Origin of the sequence: Brevibacterium sp. CFH 10365, assembly GCF_009299785.1 — a bacterium.
Lineage (GTDB): Bacteria > Actinomycetota > Actinomycetes > Actinomycetales > Brevibacteriaceae > Brevibacterium > Brevibacterium limosum.
The window spans coordinates 228431-248347 of the sequence record NZ_VIGO01000002.1 but is presented as its reverse complement, the minus strand read 5'-3'; the positions used below and the strand labels follow the sequence as shown (position 1 = coordinate 248347).

At 63.9% G+C, this 19917-nt stretch carries 16 protein-coding genes; 8 read left to right on the top strand and 8 right to left on the bottom strand.

Annotated elements, in window-relative coordinates; genetic code table 11:
• Nucleotides 1-5 precede the first annotated feature (5 nt).
• Genes coxB through FHG09_RS04375 form a run of 3 tightly spaced genes read left to right on the top strand, consistent with a single transcriptional unit; the run spans nt 6 to nt 2967 of the window.
• On the top strand, nt 6-878 hold the full coding sequence (gene coxB, locus FHG09_RS04385) for a cytochrome c oxidase subunit II (RefSeq protein ID WP_152346483.1): 873 nt from the start codon (nt 6-8) through the stop codon (nt 876-878).
• Entirely contained in the window at nt 875-2569 is a 1695-nt protein-coding gene (ctaD, locus tag FHG09_RS04380) for a cytochrome c oxidase subunit I (RefSeq protein ID WP_152346482.1), read from the top strand. Before coxB ends, ctaD begins: the two co-directional genes overlap by 4 nt.
• A complete protein-coding gene (locus FHG09_RS04375) occupies nt 2566-2967 on the top strand; it encodes a cytochrome c oxidase subunit 4 (protein WP_152346481.1) in 402 nt (133 codons plus the stop codon). Before ctaD ends, FHG09_RS04375 begins: the two co-directional genes overlap by 4 nt.
• A gap of 1248 nt (nt 2968-4215) precedes the next feature.
• Here FHG09_RS04375 and FHG09_RS04370 read toward each other — a convergent pair.
• From FHG09_RS04370 to FHG09_RS04355, 4 genes are read right to left on the bottom strand one after another with little or no spacing between them, the layout of a single operon-like run.
• Nucleotides 4216-5841 carry a cytochrome b gene (locus FHG09_RS04370; RefSeq protein WP_152346480.1) on the bottom strand — a complete coding sequence of 542 codons (1626 nt, stop codon included), beginning with the start codon at nt 5839-5841 and terminating at the stop codon, nt 4216-4218.
• Nucleotides 5838-6881: a ubiquinol-cytochrome c reductase iron-sulfur subunit gene (locus FHG09_RS04365; RefSeq protein ID WP_152346479.1), complete on the bottom strand. Its 1044-nt coding sequence runs from the start codon at nt 6879-6881 to the stop codon at nt 5838-5840. Before FHG09_RS04365 ends, FHG09_RS04370 begins: the two co-directional genes overlap by 4 nt.
• Before the next feature lie 49 nt (nt 6882-6930).
• Nucleotides 6931-7716, bottom strand: coding sequence for a c-type cytochrome (locus FHG09_RS04360; RefSeq protein WP_152346478.1), 786 nt, complete (start codon nt 7714-7716; stop codon nt 6931-6933).
• 57 nt (nt 7717-7773) lie between these two features.
• Nucleotides 7774-8343 carry a heme-copper oxidase subunit III gene (locus FHG09_RS04355; RefSeq protein WP_152346786.1) on the bottom strand — a complete coding sequence of 190 codons (570 nt, stop codon included), beginning with the start codon at nt 8341-8343 and terminating at the stop codon, nt 7774-7776.
• A 284-nt stretch (nt 8344-8627) separates the two neighbouring features.
• Here FHG09_RS04355 and trpD point away from each other — a divergent pair, with 284 nt between their 5' ends.
• Nucleotides 8628-9749: an anthranilate phosphoribosyltransferase gene (trpD, locus tag FHG09_RS04350; protein WP_152346477.1), complete on the top strand. Its 1122-nt coding sequence runs from the start codon at nt 8628-8630 to the stop codon at nt 9747-9749.
• Here the strand turns inward: trpD and FHG09_RS04345 are convergent.
• The 3 genes from FHG09_RS04345 to FHG09_RS04335 are packed head-to-tail and all read right to left on the bottom strand — an operon-like array spanning nt 9717 to nt 12790.
• A complete protein-coding gene (locus FHG09_RS04345) occupies nt 9717-11471 on the bottom strand; it encodes a DEDD exonuclease domain-containing protein (RefSeq protein ID WP_152346476.1) in 1755 nt (584 codons plus the stop codon). The two genes, trpD and FHG09_RS04345, sit on opposite strands and share 33 nt — an antisense overlap.
• A 49-nt stretch (nt 11472-11520) precedes the next feature.
• Nucleotides 11521-11973, bottom strand: a complete 453-nt coding sequence (locus tag FHG09_RS04340; RefSeq protein WP_152346475.1) for a hypothetical protein — start codon at nt 11971-11973, stop codon at nt 11521-11523.
• A gap of 28 nt (nt 11974-12001) precedes the next feature.
• Nucleotides 12002-12790 (bottom strand): alpha/beta hydrolase, encoded by a 789-nt coding sequence (locus FHG09_RS04335; RefSeq protein ID WP_152346474.1) that lies wholly within the window; start codon nt 12788-12790, stop codon nt 12002-12004.
• A 105-nt stretch (nt 12791-12895) separates the two neighbouring features.
• Here FHG09_RS04335 and FHG09_RS04330 point away from each other — a divergent pair, with 105 nt between their 5' ends.
• Both FHG09_RS04330 and FHG09_RS04325 read left to right on the top strand, forming a co-directional pair.
• A complete protein-coding gene (locus FHG09_RS04330; protein ID WP_152346473.1) occupies nt 12896-13735 on the top strand; it encodes a lysophospholipid acyltransferase family protein in 840 nt (279 codons plus the stop codon).
• A 242-nt stretch (nt 13736-13977) separates the two neighbouring features.
• Nucleotides 13978-14559, top strand: coding sequence for a MerR family transcriptional regulator (locus tag FHG09_RS04325; protein ID WP_152346472.1), 582 nt, complete (start codon nt 13978-13980; stop codon nt 14557-14559).
• A 369-nt stretch (nt 14560-14928) separates the two neighbouring features.
• Here FHG09_RS04325 and FHG09_RS04320 read toward each other — a convergent pair whose 3' ends face one another.
• Complete coding sequence (locus FHG09_RS04320; protein WP_227492541.1) at nt 14929-15831, bottom strand: ParA family protein; 903 nt, start codon at nt 15829-15831, stop codon at nt 14929-14931.
• Nucleotides 15832-16007: 176 nt separating this feature from the next.
• Here FHG09_RS04320 and FHG09_RS04315 point away from each other — a divergent pair, with 176 nt between their 5' ends.
• Both FHG09_RS04315 and FHG09_RS04310 read left to right on the top strand, forming a co-directional pair.
• A complete protein-coding gene (locus tag FHG09_RS04315) occupies nt 16008-19409 on the top strand; it encodes a pyruvate carboxylase (RefSeq protein WP_152346471.1) in 3402 nt (1133 codons plus the stop codon).
• Nucleotides 19402-19908, top strand: coding sequence for a peptide deformylase (locus FHG09_RS04310; protein WP_152346470.1), 507 nt, complete (start codon nt 19402-19404; stop codon nt 19906-19908). The genes FHG09_RS04315 and FHG09_RS04310 overlap by 8 nt, the downstream gene beginning before the upstream one ends.
• Nucleotides 19909-19917: the final 9 nt, after the last annotated feature.

The window sequence follows — 19917 nt, the reverse complement described above, 5'->3', positions numbered from 1 at the left end:
TGCACGTGGATTCTCCGAATCAGTCAGGACCGCAGCGGTCCTGGGCGAAGCGGCTCGGCATTCTGAGCGCCGTGTTGATACCGGCGTTGCTATCGGGTTGCACTAAAGAGCAGATCGCCACAGGATTTTTTCCCGTCGAATCGCAAGGCGCGACGAACCACACGGATGCCTATACAGCGCTGTGGAACGGCGGCTGGATCGCCCTCCTCATTGTGGGCCTCATCGTGTGGGGTCTCATCCTGTGGGCGATGGTCGCCTACCGCCGCCGCAAGAACGATCGCGGACTGCCGGTGCAGATGCGCTACAGCATGCCGATCGAAATCCTCTTCACCGTGACTCCGGTCGTTCTCGTCCTCGGCTTCTTCTTCCAGAACGTCCAGGTCATGGAGCAGACGACGGATGATACGACTCCCGGCGAGCAGGTCATCGAGGTCGCTGCCAAGCAGTGGGCCTGGGACTTCAACTACGAGACCGAGGACGTCTACTACGCCGGCAAGCAGGTCGAGCTCGACGGCACCGAGGAGCCCGAGAAGACCGCTCCGGTCCTCTACCTCCCGGTCGACACCGATCTCGAGATCCGCCTGCATTCGCGCGACGTCCTCCACTCCTTCTGGGTCCCCGCCTTCCTGGAGAAGCGCGATATGATCCCGGGTCACGATCAGAGCCTGCATCTGCGCGCCGAGAAGGAAGGCGAGTACGTCGGCAAGTGTGCCGAGCTTTGCGGCGAGTACCACTCGGAGATGCTTTTCAACGTCAAAGTCGTGTCCAAGGAAGAATTCCAGGATTACACGCAGTCGCTTGCCGATCAGGGCAACACAGGCCAGCTGGGACCGGAGTACGATCGCAACTGGTACCCGAAAGAAGGTGCTGAGAAATGACCGCCACGATGGATCAGGCGGCTCTTGATGCTCCAGTAGTTCCACGGAGCAAGGGCAAGATCATCGTCGACTGGATCACGTCGACGGACCACAAGACGATCGGGTACATGTACCTCATCGGTTCGTTCTTCTTCTTCTGCGTCGGCGGTGTGATGGCGCTGATCATCCGTCTCGAGCTCTTCGAGCCCGGCATGCAGATCGTCGAGACCAAGGAACAGTACAACCAGCTGTTCACCATGCACGGCACGCTGATGCTGCTGATGTTCGCCACCCCGCTGTTCGCCGGCTTCGCCAACGTCATCATGCCCTTGCAGATCGGTGCCCCGGACGTGGCGTTCCCACGCCTGAATGCCTTCGCCTTCTGGATGTTCCTCTTCGGCAGCATCGTTGCCCTCTCCGGCTTCCTCACCCCACAGGGTGCGGCATCATTCGGCTGGACGGCTTATGCGCCATTGAGCAATACGACGTTCACACCGGGTGCCGGTGGCAACTTGTGGGTCCTCGGCCTCGGTCTGCAGGGCTTCGGAACCATCCTCGGTTCCGTCAACTTCATCACCACTGTGATCACGATGCGTGCACCGGGCATGACCATGTTCCGTATGCCGATCTTCACCTGGAACGTCCTCGTCACCGGCATCCTCGTGCTCATGGCCTTCCAGCCTCTGGCTGCTTCGCTGCTGGTGCTCGGCTCCGATCGCATCCTCGGTTCCCATGTGTTCAGTCCGGGCAACGGCGGACCGATACTCTGGCAGCACTTGTTCTGGTTCTTCGGACACCCGGAGGTCTACGTCATCGCGTTGCCGTTCTTCGGAATCGTCACCGAGATCTTCCCGGTATTCAGCCGCAAGCCCGTCTTCGGCTACAAGGAACTCGTCTTCGCGACGGTCGCCATCGCTGCTCTGTCGGTGACCGTGTGGGCACACCACATGTACGTCACGGGCGTTGTCGCACTGCCGTTCTTCGCGTTCATGACGATGCTCATCGCGATTCCGACAGGCGTGAAGTTCTTCAACTGGATCGGCACGATGTGGAGAGGCTCGATCACGTTCGAGACGCCCATCGTGTGGTCGATCGGCTTCCTCGCAACGTTCCTCTTCGGTGGTCTCACCGGCGTCATCCTCGCCAGCCCCGCACTCGACCAGCAGGTGTCCGACACCTACTTCGTCGTCGCTCACTTCCACTACGTGGTCTTCGGCACAGTCGTGTTCGCGATGTTCGCCGGGTTCTACTTCTGGTGGCCGAAGTGGACGGGCAAGATGCTCAACGAGAAGCTCGGGCACATCCACTTCTGGATGCTGTTCATCGGCTTCCACGGAACCTTCCTCGTCCAGCACTGGCTGGGTGTCGACGGCATGCCGCGCCGTTACGCCGACTACCTGCCGCAGGACGGCTTCACCTGGATGAACCAGGTGTCGACAGTCGGTTCGCTGCTGCTGGGTCTGTCCATGGTGCCGTTCTTCTGGAACGTATGGATCACACACCGCAACGCACCCAAGGTGACGGTCGACGATCCGTGGGGCTACGGAGGATCGCTGGAATGGGCGACCTCGTGCCCGCCCCCGCGTCACAACTTCACCTCGCTGCCGCGGATCCGCTCCGAGCGTCCTGCCTTCGACCTCAACCATCCTGAGCTGCTCGAATACGCAGGTCACTCCAATGAGCAGCAGCTGACAGGAGGCGCAGTCAAATGAGAGCTTCGATCTTCGTCTTCCTCTTCTCTGCCGTGTTCTTCGTGATCGTCGGGATCGTCTACGGCTTCTTCACCGACTTCACGGAGCTGGCCGGGTTCCCCGCGCTGCTGCTCCTCGGCGCAATGTCCGGAATGATCGGCATCTACCTGTGGATGACGGATCGCCGAGTCGGTCGTCAGCCCCAGGACAACGACGATGCTGAGATCTCCGACGCTGACGCCGACTACGGCATGTTCAGCCCGTGGAGCTGGTGGCCCATCGCCTGTGCCGGTGCTGCCGCTGTCGCCTTCTACGGAATCGCGATGGGCTGGTGGATCTTCCCATTCGGCGTCGTGCTCGGCATCATCACACTGGTCGGCCTCACCTACGAACACGATCGTGGCGATTTCGCCCACTGATCGCACGGTGATCTGATCGCTGACGCGGTGATCTGATCGCTTGGCTGCTGCGGCCCGGACTCACTTCGAGTCCGGGCCGCAGAGCTATTCACAGACATCTCCGTCCCCTGCGCCTGTGTGCCCGTTCGGCTCCCCGTACGTACGCTCATTCTCTCTCAAGCGCCGTTGCCTCCTGCCGGGCCGCGAGCCTCCAGCCGCGGCCCCTGCGAAACCCTAGAGTCGCCACCGCTCATCACTGCTGGCGCGATCTGGATGATGATCACTCTTCGGACCCATTATCGGCGCAAGAACCGATGACCGGTTCAGAACGTGACGGTCGAAGGGACGCGGCCTGTTGACCAAGCGTGCTGAGACGACACGTTCAGCCCTGGACCGGCCGCGGAGGGCGCTGCGGGATTCCAACCTGGTTATGGACCTCCACAGGCCCTCTGGGCGGCCAGCGGACAGGTTCCACGGCCAAATAGCCGCGAATGAATGCAGGAGCTCACTCTTCTTGGCGTGTGTGGGCCCGTGCAGCGCGCAGCGACCTCCCGAGCAGCGACACATTGTGTGACGGGGAGTCGGGGAGCTCACGGTCGAGACACGGCTTAGTCGATCGCTGGTACGGCCGTATGTGCCTCTGCAGAGCCACGCGCCAATGGGCCGGCATCGGTCGACTGTGCGCGTTCGCTGCCCTCGTGGCCCTCGGAACGTTCTCAAGCTCACTGCGAGGATTCCGCATAGGCACAGGAATTCTCACGCTCGTGGGTGGGTTCCCGTTGCCCCGATATGGCCAACGGGTTCACTGTGCTGAGCGCAGCAGTCAGCTTACGCAGGCAGAGGAGAGGATGAACAGGGGCGACGAATGAGCGGCGCGGGCAGATCGATAGTGAACCACCGCGACGAAGACCCACCAGAACTGGTCCGACGAACCAGGTGATGCTGATCGATGAACTGGGCCCAACAGGGGGAGTGGGAGACGGCTTCGAATCGCTCGGGGTCGCAGGAGCTCACCATGAGTGCGCTGTGGGCCCTGAGAGGACCGCGAACCCGTCTCCTCGCATCTGTGCGGCGCGGTCGGTTCGAAGGCTCCTTGACGGCGTCGGCACCTCGTCAGATACAGCCCTCGAGCGGATCGGATGACCCTAGACAGAACCGAACCGAGGACAGAACCGAGCGGGAGTGCCACAATTGCGCCGCGCTGATGAATAGAGCGAGGGGCTCAGCAGCTGAACTGCTGAGCCCCTCGGACTTGGCTGATCGAACCGGTCAGTGACCGAGCTCCTTGTTGTCCGACCCCTCGACTGCGTCGTGGTCATGGTGCGAAGCCTCGAGCTCCTGCTTCGACACCGGAGCAACACGATCTTCGAAGAAGAAGCGTGACAGCCGTGCACGCAGCTTCTCCATACCCGTGATCTTGCCCTCCGCGTTCGGCTGCGCCGGAATGTGAGCCGGCGACTCGAAAGCGGTGATCTTCCACAGCTTGTGCGGAGGAAGAGCCTCGTGGCGTTCGAGGAACTCACCATGGGGCAGACGGATGATATGGGCGGTCTCCCGTCCGTGCAGAGCGATCTCACGGTCCTTGCGCTGCAGTGCCAGGCACATGCGCTTGGTGATGATGTAACCGATGATCGGCCCGAAGAAGAACAGGAACCGGAAGATGTAGATCAAGTCGTTGAGCGACATCTGGAAGAACACGGCCATGATGTCACCCGATGCGGCCGCCCACATGTTGCAGTAGAAGATGATTCCTGCAACGCCGATCGCGGTACGAGTCGGGTTGTTGCGCGGACGATCGAGGATATGGTGCTCCCGATGGTCCTTCTGCAGCCACGCCTCGAAGAACGGGTAGATGAACATGACAGCGAACACGCCGCCCATGACGATCACGGCACTGTTGATATTGAACGAGATCGGCCATCCGAAGATGTAGAACTCGAACCAGCCCGGAACGATGCGGAGGAATCCGTCGGCCCAGCCGATGTACCAGTCAGGCTGCGTACCAGCGGAGACCGGTGACGGATCATAAGGACCGTAGTTCCAGATCGGGTTGATCGTGAACAGAGCCGAGATGAGCGAGAGCAGGCCGAAGATGAGGAAGAAGAATCCTCCGCCCTTGGCCGCGAAGGTCGGCAGAACCGGTTCTCCGACGACGTTCTTCTCGGTGTTGCCGGCACCCGGGTACTGGGTGTGCTTGTGAACGACGACGAACATCAGGTGGATGCCGATGAGGGCGATGAGCAGTGCCGGCACGATCATGATGTGCAGGGTGTACAGACGCGCCACGATGTCGATACCGGGGAACTCGCCTCCGAAGAGGAAGAACGAGACGTAGGTTCCGACAAGGGGAAGCGACTTCAGGATGCCGTCGATGATTCGCAGACCGTTGCCGGAGAGCAGGTCATCCGGCAGCGAGTAGCCGGTGAAGCCGGCGGCCATGCCCATGATGACCAGCAGAACACCGACGACCCAGTTGAGCTCACGCGGACGGCGGAAGGCACCGGTGAAGAACACACGCAGCATGTGGACGCTCAATGCGGCAACGAACAGCAGGGCACCCCAGTGGTGCAGCTGTCGGATGAACAGACCGCCGCGGATCTCCAAGGAGATCGCCAGCGTGGAGTCGTAAGCCTCTGAGATCTCGACCCCGCGCAGCGGCAGCCAGGGTCCGTCATAGTGGAGCTCGCCCATGGCGGGCTGGAAGAAGAACGTGAGGAACGTTCCGGACAGGACGACGATGATGAAGCTGTAGAGAGCAACCTCGCCGAGCATGAACGACCAGTGTGAAGGGAAGATCTTGCGACCGAACTCGCGCACGAGGACGGATGCCCCGACGCGGGTTTCGGCGAAGTTCGCCGCCTTCCCGATGGTGGTGGTTGGCTGTGTAGTACTCATGGGTGGTTGATCTCCCAGAACGTAGGTCCGACAGGCTCAGGGAAGTCCGACTGGGCAACCAGATAGCCTTCGCTGTCCACGGAGATGGGCAGCTGAGGAAGCGGTCGTTTGGCCGGGCCGAAGATGACCTTGCAGTGCTCTGTCACATCGAAGGTCGACTGGTGGCAGGGGCACAGCAGGTGGTGCGTCTGGTGCTCGTACAGGGCCACCGGGCAGCCGACGTGCGTGCAGATCTTCGAGTAGGCGACGATCCCGTCGTGCGACCAGTCCTTGCGGTCCGGGTCTTCTTTGAGTTCATTGGGATCGATGCGCATGAGCAGAACGGCGGCTTTGGCCTTCTCGTTCAGCGGGTGCTCGCTCGCCTCCTCGTCGCCGATGCCCGAAGGCAGGACGTGGTAGGCAGAGCCGATCGTGACTTCTTCGGCCTTGATCGGACGTTCGGAGTCAGCCGAGGGGATACCGCCCACATCGCGGATGAGGCGGGTGCCCTTCTGCCACAGCGTGTTGAACATCTTGTCACCCGGCAGGGGCCCCAGGTCGCGGAAGACGAGGACTGCAGGCAGGGGCGCGATCGCAAGCGCGGCGATGAGCGTGTTGCGCAGCAGGGGACGACGGGCGATCCCCGACTCCTCCTTGGCCTGGTGGAGGATCTCGAGGGCAATCGCCTGATCCTCTTCGCTGCCGCCGATGTCATGCCGTTCGTCGATGCCCTCGTGATCGCTCATGAGGTTCTTGGCCCAGAGCACAGCGCCGAAGCCGATGGAGAACATCGCGACGGCGGCACCGAGGCCGACGAACATGTTGTGGAGGCGGATGCTCTGCATCGATTCGCCCGGGGTGAACAGGAAATAGGCCACGATGAACCAGATGGAGCCGATCATCGAGAGGATGAACCAGGCGGCCACCTGTCGTTCGGCGACCTTCTCGGCGCGTGGGTCCGTGTCGGCCAGGCGCGGCTTGTGCTCAGGCAGACCCGGGTTCGTGAACCCGTTCAACTCCTCGAGCTGGCTGCCGCCGCCGGAGTGCTCTTTCGAGGTCATTGAATTCCCCGTCTATTCTCGTAATTGATGGTGAACGACACTGTCGGACTCACTTGGACCTGGATGACAGCCACACTGTCAGACCGATGACAGCGGCAAGTCCGAAGAACCAGATGAACAGGCCCTCGGCCACTGGTCCCAGCGATCCGAGCTTGAATCCGCCGGGGGAGGGGTTGTCCGAGACTTCCTTGACGTAGGCGATGACATCGCGTTTGTCGTCGGGAGTCAGGTTCGCGTCGTTGAAGATCGGCATGTTCTGCGGGCCGGTCTGCATCGCTTCGTAGAGGTGCTTCTCGGAGACCTCGGAAAGGTTCGGTGCGTACTTGCCGCGGGTCAGTGCACCACCGGAGCCGACCACGTTGTGGCACATGGCGCAGTTGGTGCGGAACAGACCGCCGCCGGCAGCCGGGTCGCCCTTCGAAGCATCGAGGTACTCGTCTTCGGGAACTGCCGGTCCGGGGCCCAGCGAAGCGACATAGGCAGCCAGCTGAGCAGTCTGCTCCTCATCGAACTGCGGTTCCTTGACGCGAGCCTGCGGGCCGTTGGCCTGCAACGGCATGCGTCCGGTGCCGACCTGGAAGTCAACAGCAGCGGCGCCGACGCCGATGAGGCCGGGTCCGGCCTTCGAGCCTTCGGCGTTCATGCCGTGACAGGTGGCGCAGTTGGCCGCGAAGAGTTTCTTGCCTTCTTCGATGTCAGAGGCGCTGGCTGTGTCCGCCTTGGCGCTCGAAGTCTGCGTGAAGAGTGCATAGGCTCCGCCGGTCAGCAGCAGTCCCACGAGAAGAAGCGCGACCAGCGCCATGGGATGTCTGCGGCGATCTGCTAGAAGCTTCACTTGATCGTCCTTTGCTTGAAGTGTTGTGAGTCCTGGGGGCCGAGCATCTCAGGCCGCCTACTGAAGCAGGTAGATGACGCCGAAGAGACCGATCCAGACGACATCGACGAAGTGCCAGTAGTAGGACACGCAGATTGCGAATGTGGCTTCGTGGTGACCGAACTTCTTCGCACCGTAAGCGCGTCCGATGACGAGCAGGAAGCAGATCAGTCCGATGGTCACGTGGATGCCGTGGAAGCCGGTGGTCAGATAGAAGACGGAGCCGTATCCGTCGGAGTCGATCGCGATGCCCTCGCTGACGAGGGTCGCATACTCCATGACCTGACCGGAGACGAAGATCGCGCCCAGGGCGAAGGTGAGGTAGAACCACTCGACCATTCCCCATTTGGCGATGTTGAACAGCGAGCCGGTCCGCCGTGGGCGGAACCTCTCGGCTGCGAACACGCCGATCTGGCATGTGAACGAAGACGACACCAGGATCAACGTGTTGCCGAGAGCATAGGGGATGTCGAGGATCTGGGTCCTCGCCTCCCACAGCTCCGGAACAACGGACCGGACGGTGAAGTACATGGCGAAGAGCGCGGCAAAGAACATCAGGTCGCTCGCGAGGAACACGATGAAGCCCACCGTGGTCACATTCGGACGATTGACAACCGGATGTGCTGGCGCTGTTTGAGATGCAGTGGCAGTTGACACAACCCCATTATTACCCGTCTCGGGGTGAGTTTTCATCTTTTACCCAGGTTTCGAGAAAGAAATTTCTACACGACGTAGCAAAAACCGCGACCTGGTGCCGAAATCTCGTTCCGGGAGCATCCTCCGCCCGCGTGTCGAAGTCACGATAGGATGCCGCAGGTAAGGTCCGCCCTGAGCATCGGGGCGGCGGCAACGCCTAGTGAGAGTTCAAACGGATGACCGATTCCACGCCCCTGACCACCTCGGCAGCGCAGGCTTCCGAGGCCCGCATCACGGTTCCGGCGGCCACCGTGAACTGGCCCGACCTGCTCATGGCTCTCATGCACCAGCAGGACCTCGATGGCGACCAGGCGGCTTGGGCGATGGATCAGATCATGTCGGGCAAGACTCCGGATGTGACGATGGCCGCATTTCTCGCTGCGCACCATACGAAGGGCGAGACGGTCGAAGAGATCGCCGGCCTCGTGGCGGCGATGATGGATCATGCGGTTCCCCTGCCCGGGCTCGAAGACTCCGTCGACATCGTCGGCACAGGGGGCGACCGCGCGAAGACGGCGAACATCTCGTCCACTGCGGCCATGATCATCTCCGCGGCCGGCCAGTGCGTCGTCAAACACGGCAACCGCGCGACATCCTCGGCGTCGGGCTCAGCAGATGTGCTCGAAGCTCTCGGCGTACGGTTCGACATCACGCCCGAACAGACCGGTGAGATCGCCCAAGAGGTGGGGCTGGCCTTCTGCTTCGCGAACGTCTTCCACCCGTCGATGCAGTTCGTCGCGGCAGTGCGACGCCAGATCAGCGTCCCCACCGCATTCAACATCCTCGGCCCCCTGACGAACCCGGCGCGAGCCCGGCATACGGCGATCGGCGTCGCCGACGCCCAGATGGCTCCTCTCGTCGTCGGCACACTGGCCAAACGCGGACACCAGGCTGTCGTGTTCCGGTCACGAGACGGTCTCGACGAGCTGAGCAACACCGCCGTCAACGATGTGTGGGAAGTCCGTCACGGCGAGATCGAGCACTCGACGTTCGATGCTCTCGACCTCGGCATCGAACGGGCGACGAAGGACGATCTGCGCGGCGGCGGTCCGGACGAGAACGCCGCGATCACCCGTGCGGTCCTCGACGGTGAACGATCGGCCGTGCGCGACATCGTGGCCATCAACGCAGCAGCGGCTCTCGTGGCCGCCGACGAATCGGCTGTGGGCAGCTTCACCGAGCGCTTGGCCCTCAAACTCGAAACGGCGGTGGAGACCATCGATACAGGCGGCGGCGCCGAGAAGCTCCAGCAGCTCATCGAGGTCTCACACCGAGTCGCTGAGACGAACCGCTCCTGAGCTGTGTGCGTGGCTGGTCGCTCCCTTCCGCGGCAGCGACCAGCCGCTGCCGTCCGCAGTTCTCGCGGAGAGGAGTTCGGCTGTCTCCAACCAGCCGGCCAGCAGTCGGGTCTCCTCCGGAAGAGAGTCGGTCTCCTGCGGCAGCTGCCCGGGCGCGGGAACCCATTCGGCAGTCGAACGCAGCACTGACACCGAGTCGCCGATGGCCGCGCGGGCAGACACATGGGCGGCGCCGGCGAGCTTGCCGTGGCGGATGACGGCCAGATCCCAGCCCGCGTCGAAGCCGGGCGCCGCAGCGACCAGTTCAGGGGCCCTTCGCAACGCCGACACCTGTTCGGCCCGTGCCGCGATCGACACCGCCGAGCGCATCGCGTCACGGACCTCGGCGGCCGTCTCATATCTGGCCTCTCCGGCCAGGCGCTGCATCCTCTCTGCGGCCAGACGCTGCAGCGACGACAGATCGCCGCCGAGGAGTGCGAAGACCTCGATGATGGATTTCCGGTAGTCGTCGGCATCCGTGATCCCCGCACACGGACCGCCGCACTGACCGACCTGAGCACTTACACAGGGACGATGCTCGCCGAGGCTGCGCTTCGTGATGTTCGCCGTGCACCTCTTCACCGGGTAGAGCGTATCGAGGAGCTCCTTGACGGCCTGCGCCGACTTCCGGGAACGGAACGGCCCCAGCGGCGGGGTGGGAGAGCGTTCGAGCGCGGAGTTCGCCCGGACGACCGACAGCCGCGGGAACAGCTCATCACTGAGCACGATCCAGGAATTTCGCTCCGGGTTCTTCGACCGTCGATTATAGGGCGGAGCCAGCTCGCCGATGAGGCGGATCTCGCGGACTTCGGCTTCCAGGGCATGAGCGCAGGGCAGGCAGCTGACCTCTTGTGCCGCAGTGATCATCTCGGCCATGCGGCCCCGATTCTCCGAGGCATTGAAATAGCCACGCACGCGTCTGGCCATATTCCCGGACTTGCCGATGTAGAGGACCCGGCGAGTGCCGTCGAGGAACATATACACGCCGGGTTCCGGCGGGACGCCCTTGGCCAAATGGGATTTCGCCTGACGTTTCGCCCATCCCGACTGTCTGACGGTGGACAGCTCCTCCAGGGTCGTCACACCGTAGCCGCCGAAGCGTTCGAAGAGGTGGTGGAGCAGCTCTCCGGTCGCACGAGCATCGGAGAGCGCGCGGTGATCGGGTTCGACCTGGGTGCCGAAATGAGCGGCGAGGGTCGAAAGCTTGTGGTTGCGCACTTCGTCGCGGCCGACGACACGTCGGGCCAGGGTGACGGTGTCGAGGACCGTGGGTGCCGGCCAGTGGTAGTCAAGACGTTCGCAGGCCGAGCGGAGGAAGCCGATGTCGAAGGGCGCGTTGTGGGCCACCAGCACTGCACCGATGGAGAATTCGAGGAAGCTCGGCAGCACGGATCTGATCGGCGGGGCGTCGTCGACCATCGCATGAGTGATGCCGGTGAGCCGGGCGACGAACGGGCTGATCACGGAGTGTTCGGGTTTGACCAGGGTTTGGAATTCGCCGAGGACTTCCCCGCCGCGAGTCTTGACCGCTCCGATCTCGGTGATCTCCGACTGCCCGGCCCGGGTGCCGGTCGTCTCGAGGTCGACGATGACGAAGGTGACGTCGGACAGGGGAGTGCCGAGGCTGTCGAAGGACAGCTGAGTGTGCAGGGCGCTGGGCGCGCGGTCGAACGGGGCGGTCATGGAGCTCAGTCTCTCAGGCGCCGGTGACACGAGGGGTGGTCAGCACCGTTCACACCGAGGATCCGTCGCCGTCGTCGGCGGAGCGATGGCTCGGCAGGTGGAAGAACAGTCCGACCGCTCCGCCGATGCCGACGGCCAGACCGATGAGCAGATACCACCCGGGAAGAGGCCTGAAGAAGATGGCACCGACGAGGAGGAGCGCAACCGCGCCGAGGGCGGCGGCCCAGGACAGCACCAATGTGGGCGAAGCGGTGCGCCACCCGATCGGTTCGGCAGGGTCGGGCTCCCAATGTTCGGCGTCCTCAAGAGCGTCTCGAACATCCTCGACGGGCATATCGCCCATCGTCGCTGAGGGCTCGGCGATCTGCCGGACGAGGTCGTCCCATTCCTCGTCGCTGATGCGCGAACGATCGTGACCGATCCTCTCGGGGTCGGGAACGTCTCGTCGCCAATCCTCCCGGCCCTCATCGTCGGGAGTCGAAGCGCTGCCGTCGTCGTTCATATCTGTTCCAGCAATTCCTCCGGCCGAGCTATTCCCCGGTCTCGGACGGGGAAGACTCGACCGCCTCGGTGCGGGCTTTCGCCAGGACCGCCTCGGCGATGGTGTGCGCATCGAAATCGAGAGTGGCCACATGGCGGGACCGGCGCAGTGCGACGATGTGGGGCGGACGCGGAAGACCTGAACGCAGGGCACGCAGCGTTCGCGGCCCGACGACATTGTCCTCACCGGAGATCATGGCGGTGACGGGGCAGTCGATCTTCCACAGATCCTCCCGCAGGATCCTCAGAGCCCGGTGGAACGTGGACAGGGGAGCCACTGGGGTCCGTTCGTAGGCGTACTCGTCGCGATCCGGGTGCGCGATATCGCCGCCGATCGACGGAATCGTGCGCACGACATGCCGGAGCACCGGCAGGAGGGGAGCGAAGGGGGAGTCGACGTAGAGGGCGGGATTGACGACGATGATCTCGTCGGGTGCTCCCTCGGCTGCGGCCAGAGCCAGCGCCAGTGAACCGCCCATCGACAGACCGGCGACGATGACCCGGTCATGGTCGGCCCGCAGCCGACCGAGCTCCGTGTGCGCATCACCGAGCCAATCAGACCACGCCGTGAGACCCATCTCCTGCCACGAGGTGCCGTGTCCGGGCAGCTGCGGAACGCTGACGTCGATGCCCTCGGCCGCGAGAGCCCTGGCGATCGGCACCCACACGACAGGTGAACCGGTCAGCCCGTGTAGGAAGAGGACCGCGACGGATGAGCCGGCACCGAGGCTGCGGTAGGCGGCCGCCGGATCCGGCCTGAGTGTGAAATCGATCTCCATGGTTCCAGCATGGCACGGATGTGTTCTCCCGGACTTGGCTGTTCATGGTTCGTGTCGATATATGATTGCCGAGGACGACAAAGAGTCGTAGTTGGAAGGGTGCGCGTGTTCTACTGGTTTCTCAAGCGAGTCCTCGCCGGACCCATCCTGCGGATCCTCTTCCGCCCTTGGGTGCGGGGCCTGGACAGTCTGCCGACCGAGGGCCCAGCGATCATCGCGGGAAACCACAATCACTTCATGGACTCGATCTTCGTCCCTCTGCTCGCCCCGCGGCCCGTCGTCTACCTCGCGAAGAAGGACTACTTCACCGGTCGCGGCATCAAGGGTGCGGTGACACGCTGGTTCTTCAAACTCAACAATCAGCTGCCCATGGACCGAGGAGGCGGCTCGGGATCGCAGGCTTCGCTCGAATCGGGGCTGAAGGTTCTGCGCGAGGGCAATTCCCTGGGCATCTATCCCGAAGGCACCCGGTCGCCCGACGGAAAGCTCTACCGTGGGCGCACCGGCATCGCACGTCTCGTCCTCGAGTCCGGCGCGCCCGTGGTTCCCGTGGCCATCATCGGCACGGACAAGCTGCAGCCTGCCGGCCGCCTCATCCCCAAGCTCCGGCGTGTCGGGGTCGTCTTCGGCGCGCCCATGGACTTCTCGAAGTATTCGGGTCTGCCGGTCGACCGTTTCATGCTGCGTTCGGTCACCGACGAGATCATGTACGAGATCATGCGCCTGTCCGGTCAGGAATATGTCGACTCCTATGCGTCGACGGTCAAGACCAAACTGCTGACGAGCGCGAAGCCGAAGAAGCCGGAATCCGATAAGGACTCTGCCAAGGGCAAAGACGTCTCCACAGGCAGGGACGCGGCCCAGCGCAAGGATGCTGCGAAGACGCAGGGCTCGAGCAGAGATGAGCCGGAATCCGGCGACGAGAACACCTCGGCTTCAGCCTGAAGAACCTGGCTCCTCCCGCTCCGCAACGCCTGAATCTCATCCATGTGACATGTTCGAATACTGCGGTAACGGCGACACGCTGAAATTGTTACCTCGAGGTGTTTGTCCTGGCTGGGACGGCAGAATAACTTGGAGTTGTTGAATCCCACTGTAGGTTCGCTGAGAAGAGGGCTAGAATGACTATGTTCTCGGTCCTTCCAAGCGACCTTCGCTTCCCCCAGGGACTTTAAGGAGGAGTCGGTGTGAACCGCTCAAGTCATGAAAGCGTCGACATGACGCCGATGCCGTCAGCAGCTCAAGGGCTGCTGTTCGATGATGATCTGCCCGTACTCGATGAAGAGGCCGGCTACCGCGGTCCCACCGTCTGCAAGGTCGTCGGCATCAGCTACCGTCGCCTCGATTACTGGGCGCGCACCGATCTGGTGACCCCGTCGATCCGCAATGCGACCGGATCCGGAAGCCAGCGGCTCTACAGCTTCCGTGACATCCTCGTCCTCAAGATCGTCAAGCGGCTTCTCGACACCGGCGTCGGACTGCAGTCGATCCGCACAGCGGTTGAGCACCTGCGTTCCCGCGGCGTCGAGGATCTCTCCCAGATCACCCTCATGTCCGACGGCGCCAGCGTCTTCGAATGCACCTCGCCGGATGAGGTCGTCGACCTGCTCCAGGGCGGACAGGGCGTCTTCGGCATCGCGGTCGGCCGGGTCTGGAACGAAGTCGAAGGTACGCTCTCCGAGTTCCCGAGCGAACGAGTCCTCGAAGACGAAGCGGCCATCGAAGCCATGGACGAGCTCGCTGCACGCCGCGCACGCAAGTCCGGCTGACAACCAGCCGACTTCTGTCCCGCTGAAACGTCGAGGCGGTCCGTCCACGGGACGGGCCGCCTCTGCTATTCACCGGTGACTGGTCAAGTCCATGGTCCACATGTGCGGACGGCAGCGGCATGTCGGCGCCATGGATTCCCCAGCGCGCCCGTTCAGGCTGCCTCAGGCCTCCCGTTTGTGGTCGCTCCCCCGAGGAGAATCGGCAGAAACGCCCTGATTCCCTCGGCTCAGTGACCACAAACGACGACGGGTTCAGGCGGCGAGCCGATGTTCGGGGGACATTCCTTCCGAATACGGGCCGCTGCAGACGAATCTGCCGCCCGAACAGAGTGTCAGGGCGGCAGTCGCATAGCTGTGCTGGGGGAGAGGCTACTTCTTCTCGAGCTTCGCCTGATTCGAGTTGGCCTGGTTCGGCTTGGCCTGATTCGACTTCGCCGGGTTCGGCTTGGCCTGGTTCGGCTTCGCATCGCCAGCTCGACGGCCACGGATGCTCTCCGAGCGCAGTGCGCGTTCGAGAAGGGCGTCGAAGGAGCCGGCGACTTCCTCGGCGGGCTTGCCGGGCCAGGAGTGGATGGGTCGCGCGGACCCCTGGGCCTGCTGCATGACAGCGCGTTCGGCCAGAGGCGGATTGAGCACGAGGGGGCCGAACATCTCACGCATCTCTTTGATGCGGTAGTCATGTTCGGTCGAACCGGCACGCACCCGGTTGACGACCAGGCCGAGCGGCTGCAGGTCTGAGGCGCCGCGCTGCCGCAGCTCATCCGTCGCGCGCAGGGCGCGATCGGCAGCGGCGACGGAGAACAGGCTGGGCTCAGTCACGACCGCGACCCGATTGCTCGCCGTCCACGCCGTGCGGGTGAGACCGTTGAGGCTGGGCGGACAGTCGATGAGGACCAACCGGTAGCCTTTGGCGATCCGGGTCAGGGCATCTTCGAGTCGGCGCAGATAACGCTCGGACAGCGAAGGCCGATCGAATTCCGCGGCACGCGGCGAACCGGAGATCACATCGAGGTGGCCGAGCCTGTCGCCGACCCACCCCGAGGGGATGATCGCCTCGGACAGGATCTTCTGGGACTTCGGAGCAGCGAGCACATCGGCGATGTCGACACGCGTCGACGTCGGCACATCGAGGCCGGTCGACGAGTCCGCCTGCGGATCCATATCGACGACCAGAGTGGGAATCCCCCTATTATAGGCCGCCGAGGCCAGACCGAGCGTCACGGATGTCTTACCGACTCCGCCTTTGAGGCTGCTGATACTTAGGACAAGCACCCTCCTACGTTAACGTATCGGCAGCTGCCGAGCCGTGCCGACCACGCCGAGACTCACGTCTCAGTCCAAAGTCGACCCCCGGCCGCAGAGGTGTTCCAGGTCACTGAGTAGAGTATGTTTCCGACAGCTTGTCGACCAGTCGCCCAGTGCGGCCGTTACAGAAGTGAGAGACACCTATGTTCTCTAAAGTTCTCGTGGCCAACCGCGGAGAGATCGCCGTTCGTGCGTTCCGTGCCGCCTATGAGCTCGGAGCCTCCACAGTCGCGGTCTTCCCCTATGAGGACCGCAATTCCGAACACCGGATGAAGGCCGACGAAGCCTATATGATCGGTGAGGAAGGCCACCCCGTCCGCGCATACCTCAGCGTCGAAGAGATGCTGCGGGTGGCGAAGGAGAGCGGCGCCGACGCCATCTACCCCGGCTACGGCTTCCTCTCTGAGAACCCCGACCTGGCACGCGCCTGCGCCGAAGCGGGCATCACCTTCATCGGCCCCCAGGCCGACGTGCTCGAACTGGCAGGAAACAAGGTCCAGGCACTGGCCGCCGCACGCAATGCGGGAATCCCGGTGCTCGACTCCACCCGTCCATCGGCCGATATCGCGCAGCTTCTCGCCGATGCCGAATCGATGGAGTACCCCCTCTTCGTCAAGGCCGTCGCCGGCGGCGGCGGACGCGGTATGCGCCGCGTGGCGCAGGCCTCCGACCTCGAAGACGCCCTCAAGGCCGCCATGCGTGAAGCCGAAGGCGCCTTCGGAGATCCCACGGTCTTCATCGAGCAGGCCGTGCAGCGTCCCCGTCACATCGAGGTGCAGGTCCTCGCCGACAACGACTCGAATGCCATCCACCTCTTCGAGCGCGACTGCTCGGTGCAGCGCCGTCACCAGAAGGTCGTCGAGATCGCTCCGGCCCCGAACCTGGATCCCGAGATCGCAGCCGCCCTGCACGCAGACGCCCTGAAGTTCGCGAAGGCGCTGGGCTACCAGAATGCCGGCACCGTGGAGTTCCTCCTCGAAACCGACGGCCCGCGCGCCGGCAAGCACGTCTTCATCGAGATGAACCCGCGCGTCCAGGTCGAGCACACCGTGACCGAGGAGATCACCGACGTCGACATCGTGGCTTCGCAGATGCGCATCGCCGCCGGTGCCGGCCTCGAAGAGATCGGCCTGCGCCAGGATGAGATGCGCATCAAGGGAGCAGCCCTCCAGTGCCGCATCACCACCGAGGATCCCGCGAACTCGTTCCGTCCCGATACCGGAACCATCACCGCCTACCGCTCAGCCGGCGGTGCAGGCGTGCGCCTCGATGGCGGAACCGTCCACGCCGGTGCCGCCGTCAGCCCCCACTTCGACTCGATGCTCGTGAAGCTCTCCTGCCGTGGCCGCGATTTCGCTCAGGCCGTCGGCCGTGCCAAGCGCGCTCTGGCGGAGTTCCGCATCCGCGGTGTGTCCTCGAACATCGGATTCCTGCAGGCCGTCCTCGACGATCCCGCATTCGTCGCCGGCGACCTGTCCACGTCCTTCATCGAAGAACGCCCGCAGCTCTTCGACGCTCGCGTGAGCGCCGATCGCGGCTCGAAGCTGCTCGACTACCTCGCCGATGTCACGGTCAACCGCCCCCACGGCGAACCGGGCCTGCGCATCCGCCCCGGCGACAAGCTGCCGAACATCGATCTCTCCGCGAGTCCCGCTCCGGGCAGCCGCGACCGCCTCGCCGAGCTCGGGCCGGAGGGCTTCGCCCGCGCCCTGCGCGAGCAGACCGCCCTGGCCGTCACCGACACGACGTTCCGTGACGCTCACCAGTCGCTGCTGGCCACCCGCGTGCGCACCCGCGATCTTCTGGCCGTGGCCGGCCATGTATCCCGGATGACGCCCGAACTGCTGAGCATCGAAGCCTGGGGCGGTGCCACCTATGATGTGGCGCTGCGCTTCCTCGGAGAGGACCCCTGGGAGCGTCTCGAGGCTCTGCGCGCCGCAGTGCCCAACATCAACCTGCAGATGCTCCTGCGCGGCCGCAACACCGTCGGCTACACCCCGTACCCGACCGAGGTCACCGACGCCTTCGTCGATGAGGCTGCTCGCACGGGCATCGACATCTTCCGCATCTTCGACGCCCTCAACGACGTCGAGCAGATGCGACCGGCGATCGAGGCCGTGCGCGGAACGAACACGGCGCTGGCCGAGGTGGCCCTGTGCTACACCTCGGACATCCTCGATCCGACGGAAGAGCTCTACACCCTCGACTACTATCTGCGCCTGGCCGAGCAGATCGTCGACGCCGGAGCTCATGTGCTCGCGATCAAGGACATGGCCGGTCTGCTGCGCCCCGCCGCCACGGCCAAGCTCGTGACGGCTCTGCGCGAGAACTTCGACCTGCCCGTCCACGTCCACACCCACGACACAGCGGGCGGACAGTTGGCCACCCTCTATGCTGCGGCCGCAGCCGGTGCCGATGCCGTCGACGCCGCCTCGGCGGCCATGGCCGGGACCACCAGCCAGCCGAGCCTCTCCGCTCTCGTCGCCGCGTTCGAGAACACCGACCGCGACACGGGTATCAGCCTCGACGCCGTCAGCGACCTCGAGCCCTACTGGGAATCGGTGCGCAAACTCTACGCACCCTTCGAGTCCGGACTCGCCGGACCGACCGGTCGCGTCTACCGTCACGAGATCCCCGGCGGCCAGCTGTCGAACCTGCGTCAGCAGGCTGTGGCACTCGGCCTGGGGGAGCGGTTCGAAGACATCGAGCACATGTATGCGGCCGCCGATTCGATCCTCGGCCACCTGGTCAAGGTCACCCCGTCCTCGAAGGTCGTCGGCGATCTGGCCCTCCATCTCGTCGGCGCCGGAGTCTCGCCTGAGGAGTTCGCGGAGAACCCGGACAAGTTCGACATCCCGGATTCGGTGATCGGATTCCTGAGCGGCGACCTCGGTGACCCTCCGGGAGGATGGCCCGAGCCGTTCCGCACGAAGGCACTGGCCGGTCGCTCCGCCAAGCCGCTCGTCGAGCACCTCGAGCCCGCGGACGCGGCAGCCCTGGAGACGCCGGGCCGAGACCGGAAAGACAAGCTCAACGAGCTGCTGTTCCCCGGACCGACGAAGGAATTCCAGGCGATGCGCTCGAACTACGGTGACCTCTCCGTCGTCGAGACCTCCGAGTACCTCTACGGTCTCACCGGCGGCGAAGAACATGCCGTCGAGCTGGCCAAGGGCAAGAACCTGCTCATCGGCGTCCAGGCCATCGGCGGAACCGACGAGCGCGGAATGCGTTCGGTCATGTTCACCCTCAACGGACAGCTGCGGCCTCTGCAGGTGCGTGACCGGTCCGTCGAGAGCGAGGTCAAGACGGCAGAGAAGGCCGACCCGAACAACCGCGGCCATGTCGGCAGCCCGTTCGCCGGTGTCGTGACCATGCAGGTCCACGAAGGCGACAAGGTCGCCGTCGGAGACACCGTTGCCACGATCGAAGCCATGAAGATGGAAGCGACGATCACCACGCAGACGGCGGGAACCATCTCCCGTGTGGCCATCGCCGACGTCCAGCAGCTCGAAGGCGGGGACCTCGTCGTGGTGATCGATGCCTGAACGCGAGATCCGGCTGTGGGGAGATCCCGTGCTCCGCAGCAAGTGCGAACCGGTGACCGTCTTCGACGACAGCGTCGACGCCCTCGCCGCCGACCTCGTCGACACCGCACGGCCCGAGGGCCGTGCGGCGGTCGCCGCCCCACAGATCGGAGTCGGTCTGCGGGCCTTCGGCTACGACCTCGACGGTCGCACCGGATATGTCATCAACCCCGAGATCGTCGAACTCGGAGGGCAGCTGCGCGACATCGAAGAAGGCTGCCTCTCCGTCCCCGGACTGTTCTTCCCCACCCCGCGCTACGAGTTCGCTCGGGTGCGCGGGGTGGATGCGAAGAATCAGCCGATCGAGATCGAAGGCACGGAGGTCTTCGCTCAGATGCTCCAACACGAGGTGGGCCACCTCGACGGGCAGGTCTACATCCAGACCCTGCCCGGGGAGCGCCGACGGGAAGCCATGAAGGCGATCCGCTCGGCCGACTGGTTCCTCGCACGGATGTCCTGAGCAGACCGA